This window comes from Caulobacter sp. GW822-FHT07D08 (genome assembly GCF_058798735.1).
Genome location: NZ_JBXAKU010000002.1, coordinates 284,518 through 307,864 on the forward strand (window position 1 = coordinate 284,518; position 23,347 = coordinate 307,864).

At 65.4% G+C, this 23,347-nt stretch carries 22 protein-coding genes; 19 read left to right on the top strand and 3 right to left on the bottom strand.

From position 1 onward, the window contains the following. Positions 1-17 precede the first annotated feature (17 nt). The gene (locus tag AC1RJ9_RS05145; protein WP_492853395.1) at positions 18-2,180 is read left to right on the top strand and encodes a hypothetical protein; all 2,163 of its coding nucleotides are present in this window, start codon (positions 18-20) and stop codon (positions 2,178-2,180) included. A 148-nt stretch (positions 2,181-2,328) separates the two neighbouring features. On the opposite strand, the gene AC1RJ9_RS05150 is transcribed toward AC1RJ9_RS05145, so the two are convergent. After that, on the bottom strand, positions 2,329-2,418 hold the full coding sequence (locus tag AC1RJ9_RS05150) for a hypothetical protein (protein WP_492836922.1): 90 nt from the start codon (positions 2,416-2,418) through the stop codon (positions 2,329-2,331). Between the two features lie 810 nt (positions 2,419-3,228). Then, complete coding sequence (locus AC1RJ9_RS05155; protein WP_492836595.1) at positions 3,229-3,696, bottom strand: Lrp/AsnC family transcriptional regulator; 468 nt, start codon at positions 3,694-3,696, stop codon at positions 3,229-3,231. Between the two features lie 122 nt (positions 3,697-3,818). Here AC1RJ9_RS05155 and AC1RJ9_RS05160 point away from each other — a divergent pair, with 122 nt between their 5' ends. The 5 genes from AC1RJ9_RS05160 to AC1RJ9_RS05180 all read left to right on the top strand — a co-directional run bounded on the left by AC1RJ9_RS05160 (position 3,819) and on the right by AC1RJ9_RS05180 (position 9,664). Continuing rightward, entirely contained in the window at positions 3,819-4,091 is a 273-nt protein-coding gene (locus AC1RJ9_RS05160) for a DUF6356 family protein (RefSeq protein ID WP_492836597.1), read from the top strand. Continuing rightward, the gene (locus AC1RJ9_RS05165) at positions 4,088-5,089 is read left to right on the top strand and encodes a putative sulfate exporter family transporter (protein ID WP_492836599.1); all 1,002 of its coding nucleotides are present in this window, start codon (positions 4,088-4,090) and stop codon (positions 5,087-5,089) included. Before AC1RJ9_RS05160 ends, AC1RJ9_RS05165 begins: the two co-directional genes overlap by 4 nt. A gap of 2 nt (positions 5,090-5,091) precedes the next feature. Next, complete coding sequence (locus AC1RJ9_RS05170) at positions 5,092-6,594, top strand: amino acid permease (protein ID WP_492836923.1); 1,503 nt, start codon at positions 5,092-5,094, stop codon at positions 6,592-6,594. A gap of 83 nt (positions 6,595-6,677) precedes the next feature. After that, the gene (locus AC1RJ9_RS05175) at positions 6,678-7,826 is read left to right on the top strand and encodes an acyl-CoA dehydrogenase family protein (RefSeq protein WP_492836600.1); all 1,149 of its coding nucleotides are present in this window, start codon (positions 6,678-6,680) and stop codon (positions 7,824-7,826) included. Between the two features lie 230 nt (positions 7,827-8,056). Beyond that, on the top strand, positions 8,057-9,664 hold the full coding sequence (locus tag AC1RJ9_RS05180) for a methyl-accepting chemotaxis protein (RefSeq protein WP_492836602.1): 1,608 nt from the start codon (positions 8,057-8,059) through the stop codon (positions 9,662-9,664). Positions 9,665-9,767: 103 nt separating this feature from the next. Here the strand turns inward: AC1RJ9_RS05180 and AC1RJ9_RS05185 are convergent, their stop codons facing one another. Further along, entirely contained in the window at positions 9,768-10,079 is a 312-nt protein-coding gene (locus tag AC1RJ9_RS05185; RefSeq protein WP_099444777.1) for a hypothetical protein, read from the bottom strand. A gap of 298 nt (positions 10,080-10,377) precedes the next feature. Here AC1RJ9_RS05185 and AC1RJ9_RS05190 point away from each other — a divergent pair, with 298 nt between their 5' ends. From AC1RJ9_RS05190 to AC1RJ9_RS05250, 13 genes are all read left to right on the top strand, one after another. Next, a complete protein-coding gene (locus AC1RJ9_RS05190) occupies positions 10,378-12,399 on the top strand; it encodes a methyl-accepting chemotaxis protein (protein WP_492836604.1) in 2,022 nt (673 codons plus the stop codon). Continuing rightward, positions 12,399-12,686 carry an STAS domain-containing protein gene (locus AC1RJ9_RS05195; protein WP_492836606.1) on the top strand — a complete coding sequence of 96 codons (288 nt, stop codon included), beginning with the start codon at positions 12,399-12,401 and terminating at the stop codon, positions 12,684-12,686. Before AC1RJ9_RS05190 ends, AC1RJ9_RS05195 begins: the two co-directional genes overlap by 1 nt. Beyond that, complete coding sequence (locus AC1RJ9_RS05200; protein WP_062095129.1) at positions 12,683-13,048, top strand: response regulator; 366 nt, start codon at positions 12,683-12,685, stop codon at positions 13,046-13,048. The genes AC1RJ9_RS05195 and AC1RJ9_RS05200 overlap by 4 nt, the downstream gene beginning before the upstream one ends. Before the next feature lie 85 nt (positions 13,049-13,133). Continuing rightward, positions 13,134-15,428 carry a chemotaxis protein CheA gene (locus tag AC1RJ9_RS05205; RefSeq protein ID WP_492836609.1) on the top strand — a complete coding sequence of 765 codons (2,295 nt, stop codon included), beginning with the start codon at positions 13,134-13,136 and terminating at the stop codon, positions 15,426-15,428. Between the two features lie 3 nt (positions 15,429-15,431). Then, entirely contained in the window at positions 15,432-15,899 is a 468-nt protein-coding gene (locus tag AC1RJ9_RS05210; RefSeq protein WP_492836611.1) for a chemotaxis protein CheW, read from the top strand. Further along, positions 15,899-16,777 carry a CheR family methyltransferase gene (locus AC1RJ9_RS05215; RefSeq protein ID WP_492836613.1) on the top strand — a complete coding sequence of 293 codons (879 nt, stop codon included), beginning with the start codon at positions 15,899-15,901 and terminating at the stop codon, positions 16,775-16,777. The genes AC1RJ9_RS05210 and AC1RJ9_RS05215 overlap by 1 nt, the downstream gene beginning before the upstream one ends. Continuing rightward, the gene (locus AC1RJ9_RS05220) at positions 16,777-17,811 is read left to right on the top strand and encodes a protein-glutamate methylesterase/protein-glutamine glutaminase (protein WP_492836615.1); all 1,035 of its coding nucleotides are present in this window, start codon (positions 16,777-16,779) and stop codon (positions 17,809-17,811) included. Before AC1RJ9_RS05215 ends, AC1RJ9_RS05220 begins: the two co-directional genes overlap by 1 nt. 3 nt (positions 17,812-17,814) lie before the next feature. Further along, positions 17,815-18,204 (top strand): response regulator, encoded by a 390-nt coding sequence (locus AC1RJ9_RS05225; RefSeq protein WP_010918325.1) that lies wholly within the window; start codon positions 17,815-17,817, stop codon positions 18,202-18,204. After that, the gene (locus AC1RJ9_RS05230) at positions 18,201-18,767 is read left to right on the top strand and encodes a chemotaxis protein CheD (protein ID WP_492836618.1); all 567 of its coding nucleotides are present in this window, start codon (positions 18,201-18,203) and stop codon (positions 18,765-18,767) included. The genes AC1RJ9_RS05225 and AC1RJ9_RS05230 overlap by 4 nt, the downstream gene beginning before the upstream one ends. 5 nt (positions 18,768-18,772) lie before the next feature. Beyond that, a complete protein-coding gene (locus AC1RJ9_RS05235) occupies positions 18,773-19,153 on the top strand; it encodes a DUF8776 family protein (RefSeq protein ID WP_492836620.1) in 381 nt (126 codons plus the stop codon). A gap of 7 nt (positions 19,154-19,160) precedes the next feature. Further along, positions 19,161-19,763, top strand: coding sequence for a response regulator (locus AC1RJ9_RS05240; protein WP_492836622.1), 603 nt, complete (start codon positions 19,161-19,163; stop codon positions 19,761-19,763). After that, positions 19,760-20,230 carry a chemotaxis protein CheE gene (locus tag AC1RJ9_RS05245; protein ID WP_492836624.1) on the top strand — a complete coding sequence of 157 codons (471 nt, stop codon included), beginning with the start codon at positions 19,760-19,762 and terminating at the stop codon, positions 20,228-20,230. Before AC1RJ9_RS05240 ends, AC1RJ9_RS05245 begins: the two co-directional genes overlap by 4 nt. A 267-nt stretch (positions 20,231-20,497) precedes the next feature. Then, entirely contained in the window at positions 20,498-23,317 is a 2,820-nt protein-coding gene (locus AC1RJ9_RS05250) for a TonB-dependent receptor (RefSeq protein WP_492836626.1), read from the top strand. The last annotated feature ends 30 nt before the right edge of the window (positions 23,318-23,347 follow it).

Below are 23,347 nucleotides of genomic sequence, written 5' to 3' on the forward strand. Positions count from 1 at the left end.
CATCTAATAGAGACAAAATGACGATCACTAGGGAACGCTTCGAGTTGGCGCTTGATCAGCTCAAAGGAAGCGACTGGGCGAGATTCGAGGCGCTAGCTTCTCGGTTCTTGGTGCCGGACTACCCACACTTGCGCACAATGGCATCTCCATCTGGCGATGGTGGTCGCGACGCCGAGTTTTATCATCCTGATAGCGAACCTACGTTCGTATTCCAGTACTCCGTTCAGCTAGCCTGGGAGCCGAAAATAAAGGCGACGCTTGTTCGTCTGGCCAAGACATTTCCTCATGTGAAATCTTTGACCTACGTGACCAATCAGACCATTGGCGCGCGAGGTGACAAGATAAAGTCGGAAGCCAGAAAAGCTGGTGTATTCCTTGATGTCCTCGACAAGAACTGGTTCTTGGACAGGATGACTCTTGGGGATGGGCGCGCTCAGGCGGCTGAAGATCTGGCGCGCGCAATTGTTGATCCACTTCTTATAGATAAGAATATCTCCAGCGGACCTAGCGCCATCAGCAATAGGGAAGCTGGGACGGCTCTCGTATACCTGGAGATGCAGCGTCAAGATGAGGTTGCTGGGCGAAATCTAACTAGATCTTCCTTCGAAGCCCTCGTGAGGGCTGCTCTTCATGGGTCTAATAGAGATGAAAGAGTTTCAAGAGAGGATATCTACAAGCGAGTTCACGCTTTCCTTCCGCAGCATGATGAGCACCGTCTCAAGCCATTTGTAGATGCTGCTCTTACTCGCCTCAAGAAAGCCGCCATTACAGAATGGGGCTCCGACGACACCTTTCACATTCGCGCTGATGAGGCAGAGAGGATCAAAGATGCGTCCTCGCGTCTGCTTCTAAAGAAGCTGGCGTTTGAGAAGGAGGTGACAGACATAGTGGCGCTATCGAGAGATGTAGCCGTATCTAATCTTACGGACTTTCTCTCAGCTATAAGGGAGATTGTGGAAACATATTTCCTAAAGCGGGGGGAGGAGTTTGCGGCGGCGGTTAATCGGGATAGTTCCCCGCCGATGAATGATGCGGATATAAAGCAGATTGCCGCCCAAAAAATAAAGTCAGACATAATATCGGGTAGGGAATCCGTATCTTACGCAATATATGTCGTAAGTTCTCTTCTAAATAGCCCTAGCCCTGCCATGTTGGCATACTTAAAGGTTCTTGCAGATAGCTATACCCTTTTTGCGTTCCTGAGTGAGACGCCGGACGTTCAGTCGGTCACAAAGAAACTATTCTCTCACGGAGAGATTTGGCTCGATACAAGTGTCTTGCTTCCGATATTTCCGGAGACTATATTTGCTCCGCATTCTAGGCCTTTCTCATCCATGCTTGATCAAGCAAGGCGGGCTGGCGTTAAGTTGTATATGACGCCTGGGGTTCTTGAAGAGGTTGAGCGTCATCTCAATCGTTCTAGGCAGTATGCACGCAGCAATTCCTGGGAAGGAAATGTCCCCTACGTCTGCGCACGATACATTCTCGGCGGAGGTAAAAAGGATAAGTTCTCATCGTGGCTAGAGAACTTCATGGGGACCTTTTCGCCCGAGCAGGATCTCGCGGATTACCTCAAGAAGCTCGGTGTTTTTGTTGAGCAACCCCCAGAGCCGGACAATTTGCCGAGAGAGCTTAGGGACGCCGTTTTTGAATACTGGAGAAAAGTCCAAGACGCCCGTCGAGGGGGCGTTGAGGTCTACAACTTGGCGGTCGATCGCCTTGCTAGGCATGACGCAGAGAACACTCTTGCGGTCTTGGCCGAACGCGCCAAGCAGCATGGAAAGTCAAGTCTAGGTTATAGCAGCTGGTGGTTAACCCTTGACCGCTATGCGTTCAAAATGGGACAGGATATTGATCGGGATGTTTGGTTATCGGTTAAGCATTCGCCGGTTCTTTCTCTAGATTTTCTCCTGAAGTATCTTACGTTCGGGCCGGCTAGAGATCAGGTTCACGACAGTGATCAGAATATTTCGAGAATATTTTCGACTCAACTAACTGAAAGCTTGCCGGCTGAGTTGCTATCCATGGCCGAAGCCGTGAGAACTGAATGCGATGGGCTGGAGGAGCATATCGTTCAGAGACGGATCAGAGACAAATTAAACGAGGCCAAGCTTCAGCTTGGTGAGGCACACCAAGGTGGTCTCGAGAATGTCGATGCCGCTATCAACGCCATGTTGTAGGTATTCAAAGGCCTAAACTGATACCTTCGCTAGAGTCGCTTTAGGGCGGTTTTGACAAGAGCACTAGGGAGTTGAAAGCCGACGCCCCACGGTCGGAGCCCGCCTTAAATCTCTTGGAGGCTGCAGCGTGCAGGGCTGTCCAGGTCAGTCAAGGCTCGCCTCCGGCGACCGCGCGCGGCGACGCGAAGCGTCGGCCTTGAGTGACCTGGACAGCCCTGCGATCGTCTCGCCGTGAGATGTAAGGGGGGGCGCTCTTCCGGGGCGGAAGGGCTTTCTCACCGAGGGGGATCGCGCGCTCAAAATCCCTCTCTCATGGAGAGAGGGAGGGGCCCGCGCCGTAGGCGTGGGAGGGTGAGTGGGTAGGCGAAGCCCGGGGACGATCTTGGCGCCGCTGCGAGCGATGCGCCGGCACGCCGGCTGAGGGTGTAACCACTCACCCTCCCATCGCGGCGCGATGGGCCCCTTCCTCTCTCTAAGAGAGAGGGGATTGAGCGCGCTGTATCCCCGGCGTTGGCGCGATCGAGCCCAAAGAAATCAACCGTTTGTCGATTTTTCTCGCCCCTGAATGATCCGCGTTCAGCTCGCCCCCATACTGACTCCACCTGACGGCTTGGAAGGGACGTCCGGCCGGCGATCGTGACGGCTGTCAGGGGTGGTCGAGCGGGTAGCGCTCGTCGGGGCTTCTTCGGAGGCGCCTTCGCGACCGATCCAGCGGCGGGTTCCCTGAAACATGGGGCGAAGCCCTGGCGGCGAGGGTTCGGCGGACGCGGCAGGCGTGGGCTGAAATCGCCCGTGCGTCCGGGACCAGGGCTCGTCGCCCTGGCCCGCCCGTCGGAGGCCCAAACCTCGGGAGCGGGTTAAGACCCCGCGCTCTCGAAGGCTTCCGGATAACGGACTACGCGGAGCGCTCCGGCTTCGTCGAAACGGTATCTACTTACTCACACTCCGGGCGTCGCCCGGCGCTCCGCGTCCCTTTCACTCCCCTCGCAGCCGCACGGCGCGAGGATGCTGAAACACGTTCCTTCCCCCCATCCAGGGGGAAGGGAGATCAGCTCGGGCAGATCGGCAGGGCCGTCGTGAACTTGATCTGCTCCATGGCGAAGCTGGACGAGACGTCGGTCAGCGGGGCGGTGGCGATCAGGCGCTTGTAGAAGCGGTCATAGGCGGCGATGTCCTTGACCACGACCTTGAGCAGATAGTCGACCTCGCCGCTCATCCGGTAGAACTCGACGACCTCGGGCAGGGAACTGGCGCCGGCCGCGAACTGGGTCAGCCAGGCCTCGTCGTGGCGGCCGGTCTTGACCGCCACGAAGACGGTCAGGGAAAGGTCCAGGGCCGCGCGGTCCAGCAGGGCGACGCGGGCGGTGATGACGCCGGCGTCCTGCAGGCGCTTGATCCGCTTCCAGCACGGGGTCTGGCTGAGGCCGACCCGCTCGGCCAGCTCGGCGATGGCGACGGTGGCGTCCTCCTGCAGCAGGGCCAGCAGGCGGCGGTCGATTTGATCGAGATCAATCATCTCGCGATCCCCTGTTTTGGAGAATGAAATTCTCCGTATCGCGGAACGGGTAACCTTTCAAACCATGTCTTTCTTCGAATCCTCGCCATCCTAGGGCGCCTCGGCACAGCAGCGAGGCTCCCATGGACCTGTCCTTCACGCGTCATCCCAAGTCAGTCGGCGAAAGCTATGGCCAGCACATGGGCGTGGCCTGGGGCTTTGGCTTCACCCTGCTGGGCGCGGGTCTGGCCTGCCTCGTCCACGGCGTCCTGCCGTTCGCCTTCGAGCGCACCGGCAGCCAGACGGTGCGCCGCCTGCACGAGCGGCTGTCCAGCCGCTGCGCCAAGGCCGAGGCGCATTTCGCCGCGTCCGCGCCGATCTCGGGCCAGATTTCGGGCGAGACCGTCCGCGGATGACGACCGCCGCCCTGCGCCTGAGCGCCGGCAAGCTGGGTCCCGGCCTGGTCGCCGGCCTGCTGCTGGCGATCCTGGCCAAGCTGCTGTCCACGAGCCTGCACGCCCCGGCGCCGCTGGTCGCGGTGGTGCTGGGCATGATGCTCGGCGCCCTGGGCCTGCAGGCCCAGCTGGGCGCGGGTCTGGACGTCTTCGCCAAGCCCGGCCTGCGGCTGGGCGTGGCCATGATGGGCGCCCAGATCAGCTGGAGCGAGTTCGCCGCCCTGGGCGGTCCGGCCATCGTCGCCAGCGGCGCCGTGGTGCTGGGCGGGCTGGGCGTCGGCGCCCTGGCGGGCACGGCCCTGGGCCTGCCGTTCGCCGAGGCTCTGATCGCGGCGGCCGCCTGCTCGATCTGCGGCGCCTCCGCCGCGCTCGCGGCGTCACAGGCCGCGCCGGCCAGCCCGGCCAACCAGCGCACGACGGCGCTCGTCATCGTCGGCGTCAACCTGCTGTCGACGGTGGCCATGCTGGCCTATCCGCCGATCGCCCACGCCCTGGGTCTGAGCGCCCACCAGTCGGGCGTGTTCTTCGGCCTCTCGATCCACGACGTCGCCCAGGTGGCCGGGGCCGGGGCTTCGGTCTCTCCGGAAGTGGCCGGCACGGCGGCGCTGGCCAAGCTGGCCCGAATCGTCTGGCTGGGCCCGGCGGTCGTCCTGATCGGCCTGATGCTGACCCGCACCCAGGAAGGCGGCGTGGTCGGCGGGCTCAAGGCGCCGCCGCTTTTTGTTCTAGGCTTCGCGGCGCTCGCCGCATGCCGGGGCCTGGGCCTGATCCCGCCCGTCCTGGTCACGACCATGGCGGCCTGCTCCGGCTTCCTGCTGCTGGCCGGCGTCGGGGCCATTTCGGCCAAGCTCGGCCCCAAGGCCTTGCTGGAGGTCGAGCCGAAGCTGGCGGTCATGCTGGGAACGGTCACCGTCGCCGTCGCCGTCCTGGCCTACGCCCTGACGAGAATATTCTTCTAAAGATCAGGCCTTGGCGGAGCACGAAACCCGCTCCATGGTCCCGGCCAAGAGTCGGAGGGACCCCCCAAGTGAGCATCTGGACGCGACGCAAGTCGATCGACACCATCACCGCGGGCCACGCGGACAGCCATCAACTGAAGAAGACCCTGAGCTGGTATCACCTGGTCGCCCTGGGCGTCGGGGCCATCGTCGGCACCGGCATCTACACCCTGACCGGCGTCGGCGCGGGCCTGGCCGGGCCGGGCGTGATCCTGTCGTTCCTGATCGCCGGGGCGGTCTGCGCCTGCGCCGCGCTGTGCTACGCGGAGCTGTCGACTCTGATGCCGGCGGCGGGCAGCGCCTACACCTACAGCTACGCGGCCATGGGCGAGCCGGTCGCCTGGTTCGTCGGCTGGAGCCTGATCCTCGAATACACCCTGGTCTGCGCGGCGGTCGCCGTCGGCTGGTCGGCCCACGCCCACGGCCTGTTCAAGATGGCGGGCTTTCCGGACTACCTGCTGGCCGGACCGCACGCTGGCGGCGTGGTCAACCTGCCGGCCGTGATCATCTCGATGGCGGTGGCGGGCCTGCTGGCCCTGGGCACCCGCGAGAGCGCCACGGTCAACATGGTCCTGGTCTTCGTGAAGATCATCGCCCTGGTCATCTTCGTGGTCCTGTGCCTGCCGGCCTTCGACGCCAGCCACTTCACCCCGTTCATGCCCAACGGCTTCTCGGCCCATGTGCCCGCCGGAGGCGGGGCAGACCAAGCCAAGATTGGCGTGATGGCCGCCGCCAGCCTGATCTTCTTCGCCTTCTACGGCTTCGACGCGGTCTCGACCGCCGCCGAGGAGACCAAGAACCCCAAGCGCGACCTGACCATCGGCATCGTCGGCTCGATGGCCGCCTGCACGGCCATCTACATGATCGTCGCCGCCGCCTCGATCGGCGCGTCGCGCACCGAGATCTTCTCCAAGAGCGAGGCGCCGCTGGTCTTCATCCTGGAGAGCCTGCGGCACGGCAAGATGGCCCAGCTGGTGGCCCTGGCCGCCGTCGTGGCCCTGCCGACCGTGATCCTGGCCTTCATGTACGGCCAGAGCCGGATCTTCTTCGTCATGGCCCGCGACGGCCTGCTGCCGCGCGCCCTGTCGAAGGTCAACGCCAAGACCGGCACGCCGGTGGTCATGACCCTGCTGACCGGCGCCCTGTCGGCGGTGCTGTCGGGCTTCCTGTCGCTGAAGGACATCGCCGAGCTGGCCAATGCCGGCACCCTGGCGGCGTTCATCGCCGTGGGCCTGTCGGTGATCGTGCTGCGCCGTCGCGAGCCCAACCGTCCGCGCGTGTTCTCGACCCCGGCCTGGCAGATCGTGGCCCCGGCCGGCATCCTGGGCTGCCTCTATCTGTTCTACAGCCTGCCGGCCAAGACCCAGATCTACTTCCTGTTCGCTCACATCATCGGGGCGGTGGTCTATCTCGCCTACGGCATGCGCAAGAGCGTGCTGGCTCAGGCGGAAAAGGCGGCGCGCTAGGCCCTTCCATTCGCTCTCTTCCATTCTCGGGGGCCATCGCTACAGTCCTGGTCAAAACAAGTGTTTGATGCCGGGAGAAGCGCATGGCCCTCGATCTGGAAACCCGCGAGCAACTGATCGAGACGGTGGCCCGCTTCGTCGCGGAGCGCCTGCGCCCGATCGAGGCCAAGGTCGCCGAGGACGACGCGGTGCCCGCCGACATCGTCGAGGAAATGAAGGGCCTGGGTCTCTTCGGCCTGTCGATTCCAGAAGAATTTGGCGGCCTGGGCCTCAACATGGAGGAAGAGGCGCTGGTGGCCGTCGAGCTGGGCCGCGCCTCGCCGGCCTTTCGCTCGGTGTTCGGCACCAATGTCGGGATCGGCAGCCAGGGCCTGGTGATGTTCGGAACCGACGACCAGAAGGCCAAGTGGCTGCCCGGCATCGCGTCCGGCGAAATCATCACCTCGTTCGCCCTGACCGAGCCTGAAGCCGGTTCCGACAGCGCCGCGGTGCAGACCCGCGCCACGCTGGACGGCGACTGCTACGTCCTGAACGGCGCCAAGCGCTACATCACCAACGCCGGCAAGGCCTCGCTGTTCACGGTGATGGCCCGCACCAATCCCGACGTGAAGGGCGGGGGCGGCGTGTCGGCCTTCCTGGTCCCGCGTGACCTGCCGGGGCTGTCGGTCAGCAAGCCCGAGAAGAAGATGGGCCAGCAGGGCGCGCACATTCACGACGTCACTTTCGACAACGTCCGCGTCCCGGCCTGGAACCGGCTCGGCGAGGAAGGCGAGGGCTTCAAGGTCGCCATGCAGGTGCTGGACCGCGGCCGCCTGCACATCGCCGCCGTCTGCGTGGGCGTGGCCGAGCGGCTGATCGCCGACTGCGTGGCCTATGCCAGCGAGCGCAAGCAGTTCGGCCAGCCGATCGCCAGCTTCCAGCTGATCCAGGCGATGATCGCCGACAGCAAGACCGAAGCCCTGGCGGCCAGGGCCCTGGTTCTCGAGACGGCCCGCAAGCGCGACACCGGCGTCGGCGTCACCCTGGAGGCGGCGGCCTCGAAACTCTTCGCCTCGGAGATGGTCGGCCGGGTGGCCGATCGGGCCGTGCAGGTGTTCGGCGGCGCGGGCTATGTCGCCGACTACGGAATCGAACGGCTGTACCGCGACGTCCGGATCTTCCGCATCTACGAGGGCACCAGCCAGATCCAGCAGTTGGTCATCGCCCGCGAGACCTTGAAGCGCGGCGGGTAGGGCCGCGGCGGGATGTCGCGCCTGATTTCTGGTAGAGCCGTGGCGCCACGCCGCGGGGAGGCGGCTTTTTCCAGTGCACGCAAATGTTTTTGAAGGCGCCGCTACTCAAAGATGTGTTCACGACCTTTGAGTGTCGTGCGTCATCCTGTCGCTTCGCATACGGAGAATATTTAAGCCGGCATTAAGTATGCTGGACGAGGTTGTCTCCGGATTTCGAAACGGGGACGGCCATGAGCCAAGATCACGCGATCAGCGAACGAGCGGCGTTCATGGGCCTGGACGATAAGGCGCGGGCCTCCCTCCGCGCGCTTCAGCCCGTCGTCCGCGCCACTATCGGCCCCGCCCTGGACGCCTTCTACGCCAATGTCCGCGCGACGCCCGAGACCCGCAAGTTCTTCGGCGACGAGGGCCACATTCAGTCCGCCTCACGCCGCCAGCAAGCCCACTGGGATGTGATCGCACGCGCCGAGTTCGACGACACCTACGTCAAGGCCGTGCGCACTATCGGCCAGACCCACGCCCGCATCGGCCTGGAGCCGCGCTGGTACATCGGCGGCTACGCGGTGGTCAGCGAGCATCTGATCCGCGCCACGATCAACGACCAGTGGCCCAAGGGCTTCATGGCCAAGGGCGACCCGAAAAAGGCCGGCGACGCGGTGAGCGCGCTGATGAAGGCGGTCATGCTGGACATGGACTTCGCCATCTCGATCTATCTGGAGACCATCGACGCCGAGCGCCAGCGCCTGGAGGCGGTGCGCCTGGCCAACGAGGCCAGCCAGAACGCGGTGGTCCAGGCGCTGGGCGACGCGCTCGACCGCCTGGCTCAGGGCGACCTGGTCGGCCGCCTGTCGGCCGAGGTGGCGCCGGAGTTCCAGAAGCTGAAGGACGACTTCAACAACGCCGTCGGCATCCTGGAGCGGGCGATGAGCCGCGTGGCCGAGGCCACCGACGGGATCCGCTCGGGCGCCGACGAGATCGGCGCCGCCGCTGACGACCTGTCGCGCCGCACCGAACAGCAGGCCGCCAGCCTGGAAGAGACGGCCGCGGCTCTGGACGAGATCACCTCGACGGTCCGTCGTTCGGCCGCCGGCGCCAAGCAGGCTCAGGACGTGGTGGTCGGCGCCAAGGCCGAGGCCGAGAAGTCCGGAGTCGTCGTCGACCAGGCCGTGGCCGCCATGGGCGAGATCGAGACCAGTTCGCGCTCGATCGGCAACATCATCGGGGTGATCGACGAGATCGCCTTCCAGACCAACCTGTTGGCCCTGAACGCTGGGGTCGAGGCGGCCCGCGCGGGTGAAGCCGGTCGCGGCTTCGCCGTCGTGGCGCAGGAAGTCCGCGCGCTGGCCCAGCGGTCGGCCGACGCGGCCAAGGAGATCAAGACCTTGATCGCCAGCTCGACCGCCCAGGTCGATCGCGGCGTGGGTCTGGTCGGCCAGACGGGCGAGGCCCTGCGCGGCATCGTCGGCAAGGTGGCCGAAATCGACGCCCTGATCGTGGAGATCGCCAGCTCGGCCCAGGAGCAGGCTCAGGGGCTTAACGAGGTGAACACGGCCGTCAATCAGATGGACCAGGTCACTCAGCAGAACGCCGCCATGGTGGAGCAGACGACGGCCGCGACCCATTCCCTCAAGGGTCAGACGCTGGAGTTGGTCAAGCAGGTGGCGACGTTCTCGATCTCGGCGCGCCAGAAGGCCGCCGCGCCGGCGACGCCCACGCCGACGCGCGTTCCGCCTGTCGCCCGCCCGCTCAGCCGCCCCGGCCGCCAGCCGGCCGTCTCCGCCCCAGCGGCGCGGGGCAATGCGGCCGCGGCGCTCAAAGAAAAGTGGGAAGAGTTTTGAGTAAAGGAGCGGGTCAGGTGCGAATCTTGACCTGCGAACAGCAGAACGCCCCCGCCGACGGTGTCGGCGAGGGCGCTATGTGTTCCCCGGAAGGGATTGACGCTTACGCGCCGCCCGGGAAGCGGAACGGGACCTTCACGGTGCCCGTCTTGGCGCCCATGGGGAGCTTTTCGGCGATGCACATGGCGGCCTTGTCGAAACCCTTACCGGCGGCGCTGTTGTCGACGACCTTGCAGTCCGACAGCTTGCCGGCGTCGGCGGTGCATTCCAGCATCACCTGAGCGGCGTCGCGGGTGTTCGCGAACTGCTGCAGGCAACGGCCCATTTGGTCTTCGAAGCCACCGGCGGCCGAAGCGGCCTGAGCGACGAAAAAGCTGCCAGCGATTCCCGCGGCAATAGCGATCGGATATTTCATCCCGCTGCTCCTAGTAAATATGTCCCGTCCTGTGGACGCTGCGCCAACCGGACGCAGGAGCCTTTTCGCAGGTTCAAGTTAAGAGAATCTGAGTCGGCGAAGAATATTGGAAGTTTACTGTCAGGTAACCATCAGAGGGGCGCCGCGCGACGCACCGCGAGGTGCTCCTGTCTTTATAGATTCCGCGCGTGGGAGCCTGCGACGAAACGACCCGTCCGACACCACCTCGAACTATTATGTCGAATTGGCTTTAACCAAGTCAGAGTCTGTTAGGACTCTATGGGGATTATCCCCTCTCATGTTGGCGGTCCGTGGGCACGGCGCGCCGGTTGGAGGGAACCTCGCGATGAAACGGATTCGTCTCGTCGATTTACCGTTGATTATAAAGATCGGCTTTGCGCCGGCATTCGCTTTGCTTATGCTGGCCCTGATGGCGGGTGGCGCCATCGTTGTTCAGAAGAGCCAGTCGGCCGCTCTGAAACAGGTCGTTGAAAGCGACATGCGCGAAAACTTGGAGATCCAGAAGATCTCCAAGCGTATCTCGAACGTCAACGGTGAGCTCTACACCGTCATGACCCACAAGGCCGGCAACATCGACGTCGGCAAGAACGACGCTCGCATGGCCGCCGTGCTGACCGAGACCGACTCGATCAAAAAGGAGCTGGCCGCGCTTAAGGCCAAGCTGCCGGCGGCCGAACAACCCAAGATCGCCGAACTGATCAAGCAACTCGATGAGTGCCGCAGCGCCATCGACACGGTCAGCGGCATGATCGGCGTCGACTTCAACATGGCCGTGGGCTTCATCGCCCCGTTCGAAGAACAGTACGCCAAGATGACCGGCACGCTCGACCAGGTCGTCGGCGCCGCCAACAAGCGCGTCGAAGCCGAGAGCGCCAAGCGCCAGGCCGAGGCGACCGCCGCGATGAGCATCACGATCGTGATGTCGCTGATCACCCTGGCCGCCGTCGGCGGTCTGGCGTGGTTCACCGTCATGACGACCCGCAAGTCGATCAACGACATCGCCGGCGCCACCGACAAGCTGTCGAAGGGCGACAACAGCATCGACCTCGAGAAGCTGACGCGCGGCGACGAACTGGGCGCCATCGTCACGGCGCTGAAGGTCTTCCGCGACAACCAACTGCACCTCGACACATTGCGCGCCGAGCAGGAAAAGTCCGCCGCCCTCACGGCCGACGAACGCCGCGCCAAGGAAGCCGCCGCGGCGGCCGCCGCCCAGGAAGCCTCGACCGTCGTCAGCAACCTGGCCCAGGGCCTGGAGAAGCTGGCCTCGGGCGACCTGACCTTCCGCGTGACCGCCGACTTCCCTGGCGACTACCGCAAGCTGAAGGACGACTTCAACGGCGCCATGGGCTCGCTGCAGGAGACGATGAAAGTCATCGCCGCCTCGACCGACGGCCTGCGCACCGGCGCCGACGAGATCGCCCACGCCTCGGACGACCTGTCGCGCCGCACCGAACAACAGGCCGCCAGCCTGGAAGAGACCGCCGCCGCGCTGGACGAGCTGACCGCCACCGTGCGCCGCACGGCCTCGGGCGCCCGCCAGGCTTCGGACGTGGTCTCAACGACGCGTGGCGAAGCGACGCATAGCGGCCAAGTCGTGCATCAGGCAGTGTCGGCCATGGGCGAGATCGAAAACTCGTCCAAGCAGATCAGCCAGATTATCGGCGTGATCGACGAGATCGCCTTCCAGACCAACCTCCTGGCCCTGAACGCCGGCGTCGAAGCCGCGCGGGCGGGCGAAGCGGGCCGCGGCTTCGCGGTCGTCGCCCAGGAAGTCCGGGCCCTGGCCCAGCGCTCGGCCGAAGCGGCCAAGGAGATCAAGGCCTTGATCTCCAGCTCGACCCAGCAGGTCAGCCAAGGCGTCAGCCTGGTCGGCCAGACGGGCGAGGCGCTGCAACGGATCGTGGCGAAGGTCGGCGAGATCGACGCCCTGGTCACCGAGATCGCGGCTTCGGCCGCGGAGCAGGCGACTGGTCTGAACGAAGTCAACACGGCCGTGAACCAGATGGATCAGGTCACGCAGCAGAACGCCGCCATGGTCGAGCAATCGACCGCCGCGACGCACTCGCTGAAAGGCGAGACCGGTGAACTGGTCCGCCTGATGGCCCGCTTCCAAGTGGGGAACGGCGTTTCGAACTACACCCGCCCGGCCATGGCCGATGCGGCCCAGCACGCTCCGGCGCGCAACCCGGTGGCCGAGCAGCAGGCCCGCCTGAACACCTTCGCCCGTCCGGGCCGGAGCAATGGTTCGGCGGCTGTCGCCCAGGCCCCCACAACGGATGGTTGGGAGGAATTCTAATGGCCGCCGCGATCGCGCTGCCTGAAACCCTGGATCTGAAGGCCGCGGCCCCTCTGAAGGCCGCCTTCCTGGAACGCCGCGGCGCGGAGATCATCGTGGAAGCCGATCAGGTCCGTCGCCTCGGCGGTCTGTGCCTGCAGGTTCTGCTGGCCGCCCGCAAGGCGTGGGACCAGGACGGTCAAGTCTTTTCCATCAAGGGGCCTTCCGAGGCCTTCGTCGAAACCACCCGTCTTTTCGGCGCCGAAACGGTGCTCCTCTCGGCGGAATTCCAAGGAGCTGAATCGTGACCCGTACGATTCTCACGGTCGACGACTCCCGCACCATGCGGGACATGCTGCGCATGGCCCTGGCCGGCGCCGGCTTCAACGTGGTCGAAGCGGTCGACGGCGAACATGGCCTGGAGGTTCTCTCCGCCCATCGCCCCGACGTGATCATCACGGACATCAACATGCCCAAGCTGGACGGCTTCGGCTTCATCGAGGCGGTGCGGGTCGATGACGACTATCGCGCCATCCCGATCCTGGTCCTGACCACGGAAAGCGACCCGGCCAAGAAGCAGCGGGCCCGCGAAGCCGGCGCGACGGGCTGGATCGTCAAGCCGTTCAACCCGGAAAAGCTGGTCGACGCCATCCGCCGCGTCGCCGCCTAGGTCCGGGGCCGCCTGAGCCAGGCTCAAGTACCGCGTGCCGAATTTTGACTACCCGTTGCTAGACGCGAATTAGGACGTACGGGACATGGACGAGCTAGAGGCCATCAAGGTTACCTTCTTCCAGGAATGCGAGGAGCTTCTCGCCGACCTCGAGGGCGGTCTCCTGGCCATGAAGGAAGGGGCCGGCGACAGCGAGACGGTCAACGCCGTGTTCCGCGCCGTCCACTCGATCAAGGGCGGAGCCGGCGCCTTCGGCCTCGAGCCGCTGGTGCGCTTCGCTCACGTGTTCGAGACCCTGCTGGACGCCGTGCGCGCCGGCTCGGTGCCCAACACGGCCGATCTGGCCGCCGTCATGCTGCGCGCCTCCGACATCCTGGCCGACCACGTCAGCGCCGCGCGCGGCCTGGGCGATGTCGACATGGCCGCCTCGGCCGCCATGGCCGCCGAGCTGGAAACCTGGACCGACCCGAACGCCGCCCCGGCTCCAGCAGTGGCTCCGGCCGCCGCCGCCCCGGCGCCGGTCGAGGAGGCCGCTCCGGCCCCGCCCGCCACTGTTTCCGTCGCCGCCGCCGAAGACGCCATGGATGACGACGACCTTGGCTTCGTCTTCGTGCCCCAGACCATCTCGGTCGAGGCGCAGGCCGCCGACGCCGACCTGATCCCCGCCAACGTCTGGACGGTGTCGATCCGTCCGAAGTCGGACCTCTACCGCAAGGCCAACGAGACGGCGCTGCTGCTGCGCGAGCTCAACCGCCTGGGTCCGATCAAGGCGACGCTGGACGATCGCGCCCTGCCGGCCCTGGAAAATCTGGATCCGGAAGCCGCCTTCGTGACCTGGAGCGTCCGCCTCGAGACCGAGGACGACGAGACCGCGATCCGCGAAGTCTTCGAGTTCGTCGACGGTGACTGCGACCTGGAAATCACCCGTGGCGAAGCCGCGGTCGAAGACGCCCTGGCTTCGCTGCTGACGGTCGCCGAGACCATCCCCGAAATGGCCGTCGAGCCCGCCGCTCCGGCCGCCATCGAAATTCACGCCCCCGAAGCGGCTTTGGCGCCCGTCGCCGAGGTCGCGCCCCTCGCGCCGGCCCCCGCGCCGGTGGTCGAGGCCGCCAAGCCGGCCGCCCCGACGCCGAAGGCCACCCAGGTCGAGGTCCCGGGTCCGGGCCAGTCAGTCATCCGCGTCGATCCCGAGCGCATCGACCGCCTGATCGATCTCGTCGGCGAACTGGTCATCAACCAGGCCATGCTGGCGCAACGCGTCGGCGAATATGGCATCGCCCCGTCTTCCAACCTGGCCATGGGTCTGGATGAGCTGGAACAGCTCACCCGCGAGATCCAGGACAGCGTCATGGCCATCCGCGCCCAGCCGGTGAAGTCGGTGTTCCAGCGCATGCCGCGCCTGGTCCGCGAAGTCGCCAACATGACGGGCAAGCAGGCCCGTCTGGTCATGGACGGCGAAAACACCGAGGTCGACAAGACGGTCATCGAGCGTCTGTCCGACCCGATCACCCACATGCTGCGCAACGCCATCGACCACGGGCTGGAAAGCCCCGAGGAGCGCAAGGCGGCCGGCAAGAACGCCGAAGGCGTCGTGCGCCTGGCCGCGCTGCACCGCAGCGGCCGGATCGTCATCGAGGTCTCGGACGACGGCAAGGGCATCAATCGCGAGCGGGTGCTGTCGATCGCCGTCAAGAAGGGCCTGATCGCCCCCGACGTGACCTTGACCGACGAAGAGATCGACAACCTGATCTTCCTCCCGGGCTTCTCGACCGCCGACAAGATTTCGGACGTGTCGGGCCGCGGCGTCGGCATGGACGTTGTCAAGCGCTCGGTCCAGGCTCTGGGCGGCCGCATCTCGATCACCTCGCGCCCCGGCCAGGGGTCGACCTTCACGCTGAGCCTGCCGCTGACCCTGGCCGTTCTGGACGGCATGGTGGTCGACGTCGCCGGCGAGACCCTGGTCGTGCCGCTGGCCGCCATCGTCGAGAGCCTGCGTCCGAAGCCGGAAGAAGTTCGCCCGCTGGGCCCGGTCGGCTCGGTGCTGGCCGTCCGCGACAGCTTCGTGCCGCTGATCGACGTCGGCCTCACGCTCGGCTACCGCGACCATAGCCCCAACCCGACCGACGGTGTCGTGCTGCTGGTCGAGGGCGAGGACGGCTCGCGCGCGGCCCTGGTGGCCGACGCCATCCATGGCCAGCGCCAGGTCGTCATCAAGTCGCTGGAGCAGAACTACCAGCAGGTCGAGGGCGTCGCCGCCGCGACCATCCTGGGCGACGGCCGCGTGGCCCTGATCCTGGACGTCGACGCGACGATCGCCATGCGCCGCCGTGAAGGCGGCGCGCCTCGCCCCACAGAACCCACCCTCATCGCGGCGGAGTAAGTCATGACCGACCATGCCACCGCCATAGGCATTGACCGCCGGGAACTGATTTCATTCCGCGTGGGCGACCAGGAGTACTGCGTCGACATCATGGCGGTCCGCGAAATCCGCGGCTGGAGCCCGGCCACGGTGCTCCCGCAGTCGCCCGGCTTCATGCGCGGCGTGATCAATCTGCGCGGCGCGGTGCTGCCGATCATGGACCTGGCCTGCCGCCTGGGCATGCCGGTGATCGAGCCGACCGTCCGCAGCGTCTTCATCGTGGTCAAGGCGGGCGACCGCACCGTCGGCCTGCTGGTCGACGCGGTGTCGGACATCCTGTCGATCAACGACGACATGATCCAGCCGACCCCGGACATGGCCTGCGACACCGTCCGCAACTTCGTCCGCGGCATCATCTCGATCGAAGGCCGCATGATCAGCGAGATCTCCTTGGACCGCATCCTGCCCGAACGGGAGGCCCTGGCCGCCTGATGACGAATTTCGCTTCCACCTCAGAGCGCCGCGAAGCCATCGTCGATGGCGAGTTCGCGTTCACCAATCAGGATTTCAAGCGCATCGCCGCGCTGTTGTACGACCTGGCCGGCATCAGCTTGCCCGACAGCAAGGCGACGCTGGTCTATTCGCGCCTGGCCAAGCGCCTGCGGACCCTGGGTCTGCGGACGTTTACCGAGTACTGCGCCTTCGTCGCCAGCGACAAGGGCCAGGACGAGAGCCAGGAGATGCTCCGGGCGCTGACGACCAACGTCACGCGGTTCTTCCGCGAGCCACACCATTTCGACGACCTGCGCGCCAACGTGCTGGAACCTGTCGCCGACAAGGTGCGCGCCGGGGGGCGGCTGCGTCTATGGTCGGCCGCCAGCTCGTCGGGGCAGGAGCCCTATTCGATGGCCTTCACGGTGCTGTCGGTATGGCCGAACGCGGCCGATCTGGACATCCGGATCCTGGGCACGGACATCGACACAAACGTGCTGGCGACAGGCCGCGAGGCCATTTACGACGAATCGCTGCTGGAAGGGATTCCCGCCTCGGCGCGCAGCCAGTTTTTCGAGCGCGACGCCTCGGATCGACGGGCCTGGCGCGTTTGCGACGCGGCCCGCAGCCTGGTCGCGTTCCGGGAACTAAATCTCAACGCTCCATCATGGCCTATGAAGGGCCCATTTGACGCAATCTTCTGCCGGAATGTCGTGATCTATTTCGATGAACCTACCCAAGAACGTGTTTGGAGCCGCTTCGCGCCGCTCGTCGCGCCTGGCGGCCGTCTCTATGTGGGCCATTCCGAGCGTGTGGGCTCCAATGTCACCGCGTTCGAAAGCTGCGGCCTGACCGCCTATAGGAAGGTGGGCCGCTGATGCCGAAGATTCGCGTTCTTGTCGTCGACGACTCCGCCACCATGCGGAGCCTGATCACGGCGGCCCTCTCTCGTGACCCGGAGATCGAGGTGGTCGGCGGCGCCGGCGACCCGTTCGAGGCGCGGGGCATGATCAAGACCCTGAACCCCGACGTCGTCACGCTCGACATCGAGATGCCGAACATGAACGGCATCGAGTTCCTCGAGAAGATCATGCGCCTGCGGCCGATGCCGGTGGTCATGGTCTCGACCCTGACCCAGGCCGGCGCCGAGATGACGCTGCGGGCCCTGGAACTGGGCGCGGTGGACTGCGTGGGCAAGCCCGCCGACGCCACCGGCACCCAGGAAGCCCTGGCCGAGATCGTCACCAAGGTGAAGATCGCCGCCCGCGCCTCGGTTCGCACCAACGCCGGCGCGGCCCCAGCGGCCGCGCCCGTGCGGCGTAAGGACTTCGTGCCGTCGGGCGACATCGTGGCGATCGGTTCGTCGACCGGCGGGGTGGAAGCCCTGCTGTCGATCCTGACGCTGTTCCCCGAGACCTGCCCGCCGACGGTCATCACTCAGCACATGCCGGCGACCTTCACCGCCAGCTTCGCCGCCCGCCTGGATCGCGCCAGCGGGGCCAAGGTGCAGGAGGCTGTCGACGGCGCCCTGCTGGAGCCTGGCAAGGTCTATGTCGCTCCCGGCGGCGCGGCGCATCTCACGGTCGTTCGCTCGGCGGGCCTGCGTTGCCGCCTGGTCCAGGGCGACCCGGTCAGCGGCCACCGCCCGTCGGTGGACGTGCTGTTCAACTCGGTGGCCAACGCCGTCGGCGACAAGGCGGTCGGGGCTATCCTGACCGGCATGGGCCGCGACGGCGCCCAGGGCCTTCTGGCCATGCGCAAGGCCGGCGCCAAGACGCTGGGCCAGGACGAAGCTTCGTGCGTCGTCTACGGCATGCCGCGCTCCGCTTTCGAAATTGGCGCTGTGGAGAAGCAGGTCTCCCTGTCCCACATGGGCCAATCCATCCTCGATCTGGCCTCCGCGAGGCGATGAACCATGCCGCAAGCTAGCACCATCTCCGTACTCGTGGTCGACGACCAGCTCACCATGCGGGCTCTGATCCGCAATGCGCTGCAGCAGATCGGCTTCAAGGACATCCGTGAGGCGCCGGACGGCGAGGAGGCTCTCAAGAACCTCCTGGCCAAGCCCGCCAACCTCGTCATCTCGGACTTCAACATGCCGAAGATGGATGGCCTGGCGCTGTTGCGCGCGGTGCGCTCGCACCCGCCGATCCGCCAGACCGCCTTCGTCATGCTGACGGGCCGCGCCGACCGCGAACTGGTCCAGCGCGCCGTGCAGTTCGGCGTCAACAACTACTGCGTCAAGCCGTTTACGGTTCAAGGCTTGAAAGAGAAGATCGAACAAGTGTTCGGGCAGCTGACATGACGCAATTCTCTCATCACGACGACCCGGAACGGGCGGTCAAGGTTCATGTGACCCAGGGCGAAAGCCATGTGACGGGCGACCCGCAGGTGGTGATGACCACCGTGCTGGGCTCGTGCATCGCCGCATGCATCCGCGATCCGCAAGCCGGTGTCGGTGGCATGAACCACTTCCTGCTGCCGGATTCGGGCGATGGCCGCACCGGCGGCGACGCTGTCCGCTACGGCGCCTACGCCATGGAAGTGCTGATCAACGATCTGCTGAAGAAGGGCGCCCGCCGCGAGCGGATGGAAGCCAAGATCTTCGGCGGGGCCAAGCTGTTCGACGGCCTCTCGGACGTCGGCGCCAGCAACGCCGCCTTCGCCGAACGCTTCCTGCGCGACGAAGGCATCCCGATCGTCTCGTCCAGCACCGGCGGGGTCTCGGCCCGTCGCGTCGAGTTCTGGCCGACCTCGGGTCGGGTGCGCCAGCGTCTGGTGGCCGTCGACAACGCGCCGCAGGATGTCCGCCGTCCCGTTCCGCCGCCGATGCCGTCGGTGGCCAGCGGCGACGTGGATCTGTTCTGAGCCTGATGACCGCGCTGCCGCTTCAGACGCCGACGACCGCACCGACCGAGCACCTGCCGGTCGGAGAGCTGTCGCGTCGCCTGGCGGTGGAACTGGCTTCGGCCGCGACCCTGTGCCGGGACTGCGAACACCTGGCCGGCGACCTCGCCAGGGGCGGGGCGACGCTGGAGAACCTGACGCGTCTGCAGTCGCTGGACGAGCTGAGCCAGCGCCTGCACGGCCTGTCCGAGGTGCTCGAGCGCATCGGCCAGCACGCCTCCGGTGAATGGAACGTCTCGATCGAGCCGCTGCTGAGGGGGCTGGGTCTGTCCGACATGGTCGTGAGGCTGCGCGCCGAGGAGCGGCAGGGCGAACGCGCCGACCCCGGCGAGCTCGACTTCTTCTAGGAGCGCGATGGCCGACCCGCTCCTTCCCTCGACGCGGATCAATCTCGAAAAGGCCACGGTTCTGGTCTTGGATGACAACGGTCCCTCGTTGGACATATTGTCGCAGGTGGTTTCGGGCTTTGGCGTCAAACAGCTGCTCCGGGCCGAGAGTGTCGCGGACGCGCAGACCTTGATCCGAACCAAGACCTTCGACCTGATCATCAGCGACGTGCAGATGCCCGTCACCGACGGCATCGAGTTCATCGAATGGCTGCGCAAGGACGGCGGCGAGACCAACCGCTACGTCCCGGTCATCCTGGTCACCGGCCACACCCGCACCTCGCAGATCTTCAAGCTGCGCGACGCGGGGTCGAACTATGTCGTGGCCAAGCCGATCACGCCCAAGGTGCTGCTGGAGCGCATCGTCTGGGTCGCTCGCGAGGAGCGGCAGTTCATCGAATGCGACAGCTACATAGGGCCTGATCGCCGTTTCAAGCACGAGGGACCCCCGCCAGGGACGGATGGACGGCGGAAGGATGACCTCCCGGCCGAGGTGGGCGATGCGCAGACGCCCAACATGTCGGATGACGAAATCGCCAACCTGATGCGCCCAGCGAAGGTGCAGATATGACCGTCCGTAAATTCCGTCCCCCCAACCGCCTCGCCAGCATGATCAAGGAGCGGGGCGGCATCCTGGCCCAGGACGCCGTCATCGCCGCCGAGGCGGGAGTCGAGAGCCTGCGCGAGGCCTCGCTGGCCGCGTTGGACGAAACGCTGGCCGAGATCGAGCGTCGCTTCGGCAAGGCCGCCGAAGACCGCGAGAGCGAGCCGTTCGACGCGCTTTACCTGCTCAGCTCACGGATCATCGACGTTGGTCATTTCGTCTCCGACAGCGGGGTCGACAAGGCGGCGGTGTCCCTGTGCACCCTGGCCGACAGTCTGGCGGAGGCCGAGGTCTGGCGCTGGGATGCGGTCGACGTCCACCTCAATGCCTTGAAGCTGCTGCGGGCCATGGGCGCCCAGCTGCCGGCGGATCAGCGCGCGGCGATGCTGGAAGGCCTCTATCAGGTCAGTCACCACCGTCCCGACGAGGTCTGACCCGGCCTGACCCGCCGCCGCCATGTGTCGGAAACGCAACGGCGCTAGGTCTCGTGAGTTGTGTCCGCTTTGTGGCCTTGTCGGCCGCCAATCGCTTTGTTAGTCCTCTGATACCGGTGTCAGAAACGAGTGTCTGCTTCTGACACCGGTAGCAAAAATCAAGATCTAAGGCCGGGGTGCGGCTTCGTGGGAAGGACGCGGAGCTGAAACGAAGGCCTAGGGCGGCGGCGACGCCGTCTCCAAATGGTCTCATCGGGAGGAGGTTCTATGTCCAAGAATACCACGGGGCGCGTGCGCGCCCTGCACTACGGCGTGTCCGCTAGCGCCCTGGCCCTGGCGATGGTTTTCGCCGCCGCCGCGTCGGCCCAGGAAGCGCCCGCTCCGGCCCCTGCCGATGATCAAGTCGAGGCAATCGTGGTCACCGGCTTCCGCAAATCGCTGGACGCGGCGCTCAACGCCAAGCGCGACTCGGTCTCGTCGGTCGACGTCATCGTCGCCGAGGACATCGCAAAGTTCCCCGATCAGAACCTCGCCGAGTCGCTGCAGCGCGTTCCCGGCATCTCGATCGTTCGCGACGGCGGCGAAGGCCGCGCTATCACCGTGCGCGGCCTGGGCTCGCGCTTCACCCGCGTACGGGTCAACGGCATGGAAGCGGTCGCCACCACCTCGGACGGCGCCAGCGCCAACCGCGAGCGCGGCTTCGACTTCAACGTCTTTGCCTCAGAACTGTTCAGCTCGCTGGTCGTCCACAAGACCGCCGAGGCTTCGCTCGACGAAGGCTCCCTGGGCGCGGTCGTCGACCTGAACACCGGCAATCCGCTGGCCGGCAAGGACGGCTTCACGCTCGCGCTCAGCGCGCAGGGCCAATACAACAGCCTGAGCAAGGATCTCGGTCCGCGCCTGGCCGGCCTGGTCAACTATCGTCACCCGAGCGGCGTGTGGGGCGCGTCGATCTCGGCCGCCTATTCCCAGCAGGAACAGATCGAGTCGACCAACAACACCGTGCGCTGGGCCCAGGCCCGCTTCAACCGCGTGGGTTCGACCAACTGCTTCACCACCCAGAACAGCGGCGGCTCCTACGTTCCCAGCGCGGCCTGCAACGAAGCGGCCCTGGCCTTCCACCCGCGCATCCCGCGCTACGGCCAGGTCACCCATGATCGTGAGCGCCTGGGCCTGACCGGCAGCTTCCAGTATGCGCCGACCGACCGCACCAAGTTGTCGGTCGATGGCCTGTATTCGAAGTACAAGGCCATCCGCAACGAGAAGTGGGCCGAGGTCCTGTTCCGCTCCAACGAGCGCTCGATCAACGTCCGCGACTACACGCTGGACAGCAACAACAACATGATCAAGGGCACGTTCGACAACGCCTGGGTGCGCCTGGAGCACTACGAGCGCAAGCTGGACACCACCTTCTACCAACTCGGCGCGAACCTGACCCACGAATTCTCGGACAAGTTCAAGATCCAGGGTCTGGCCGGCTTCTCGAAGTCGGACGCCGACATCCCGTACGAGACGACGATCATCTTCGACGACCGGGACGCCACCGGTTACAGCTATGACTATACCAACATGAAGAAGCCGGTGCTGGCGTTCGGCGCCAGCATCAGCGATCCGACGAATTTCCAGTTCGCGGAATTCCGCGACCGTCCGTCGAACAACACCAATAAGTTCAAGACCTTCGGTCTGAACGGCGACTGGACGATGAGCGACTCGATCACGCTGAAGGGCGGCGCGTCGTTCCGCCAGTTCGACCTGAACCTGCGCGAGGGCGCGCGCGACTCGACTTACTGCGCCGCCTTCACCTGCGCGACCGGGACCTACGGCGCGCCGGTCACCTCGGCGCTGACAACGAACTTCACCCTGAGCGGCGCGGAGGCGCCGACCGGTACGACGACCAGCTGGGCGGCTCCGAACCTCGATGCGGCGACGGCCCTGGTCAATCTCTACAACCGCCCTCTGATCCAGCAGGCCGGCAATACCCGCGCCGTGACCGAGAAGGACACCGGCGCCTTCGTCCAGATGGACGTGAAGAGCCGGATCGGCGACCTCGACTATGCGCTGAACGCCGGCGTGCGGTACGTGAAGACCGAGCAGTCCTCGACCGGCCTCAACAGCGGCCAGAACCTGACCGTCGATCGCACCTACAAGGACTGGCTGCCCGCGGCCAACCTGGTGCTCTATCCGATGGACAAGGTCATCGTCCGCGCCTCGGCCGCCAAGGTCATGACGCGTCCCAACCTCGGCGCCCTGACGCCCGGCGGGTCGGTGGACGGTTTCAACTACCGCATCACCACCGGCAATCCTCAGCTGAAGCCCTATCGCGCCAAGGCCTATGACGCCGCGGTGGAATGGTATTTCGCCCGCGAGTCGATCTTCTCGGTCGCGCTGTTCAAGAAGGACATCGCGAGCTTCCCGCTCTCGACGTCCGTCCAGGGCACCTACGCGTCGACCGGCTTGCCGCTGTCGCTGATCCTGGCCAGCTCGCCCGCCGCCGCCAATCCCGAAGCGCGACCCTGGACGATTGGCACGACGATCGACGGGAAGGGCGCTTCGCTGAAGGGCGTAGAGTTCGCGATCCAGGGACCCTTCTCGTTCCTGCCCGGCTTCTGGTCGAAGTTCGGCGGCATCGCCAACGTGACCTTAGTCGATTCCAACGTCAATTATCGGGTCAATGGCGCAGCCACCGTCGCCGACCCTCGGAATCCGACGACGAACGCACAGCTTTCCTTCCCGCAACTCGTTGCGCGTGATGAGTCGTCGAGCCTGTTCGACCTGTCGAAGCGCGCCTTCAACGCGACGCTCTACTACGAGGCCGACAAGTTCAGCGCTCGCGCCTCGGTCGCCTATCGCAGCGGCTATATCGACGCCGCCAGCGACACCGGCAATGTGTTCGAGGGTTACAACAGCTCGGTCAATGTCGACGCCTCGATGCGTTATCGCCTGAACGACAACTTCGAGGTTTCGCTGGAAGGCGTGAACCTGACGGACGAGTACCGCGACCGCTTCACCGACCTCGCGGCCGACCGGAACTACGAGTACAACCACTTTGGCCGGACCATCATGTTCGGGGTCCGCTACAAGATGTAGTCACGCCGCGAGGCGTGAACGGGAAAGGCC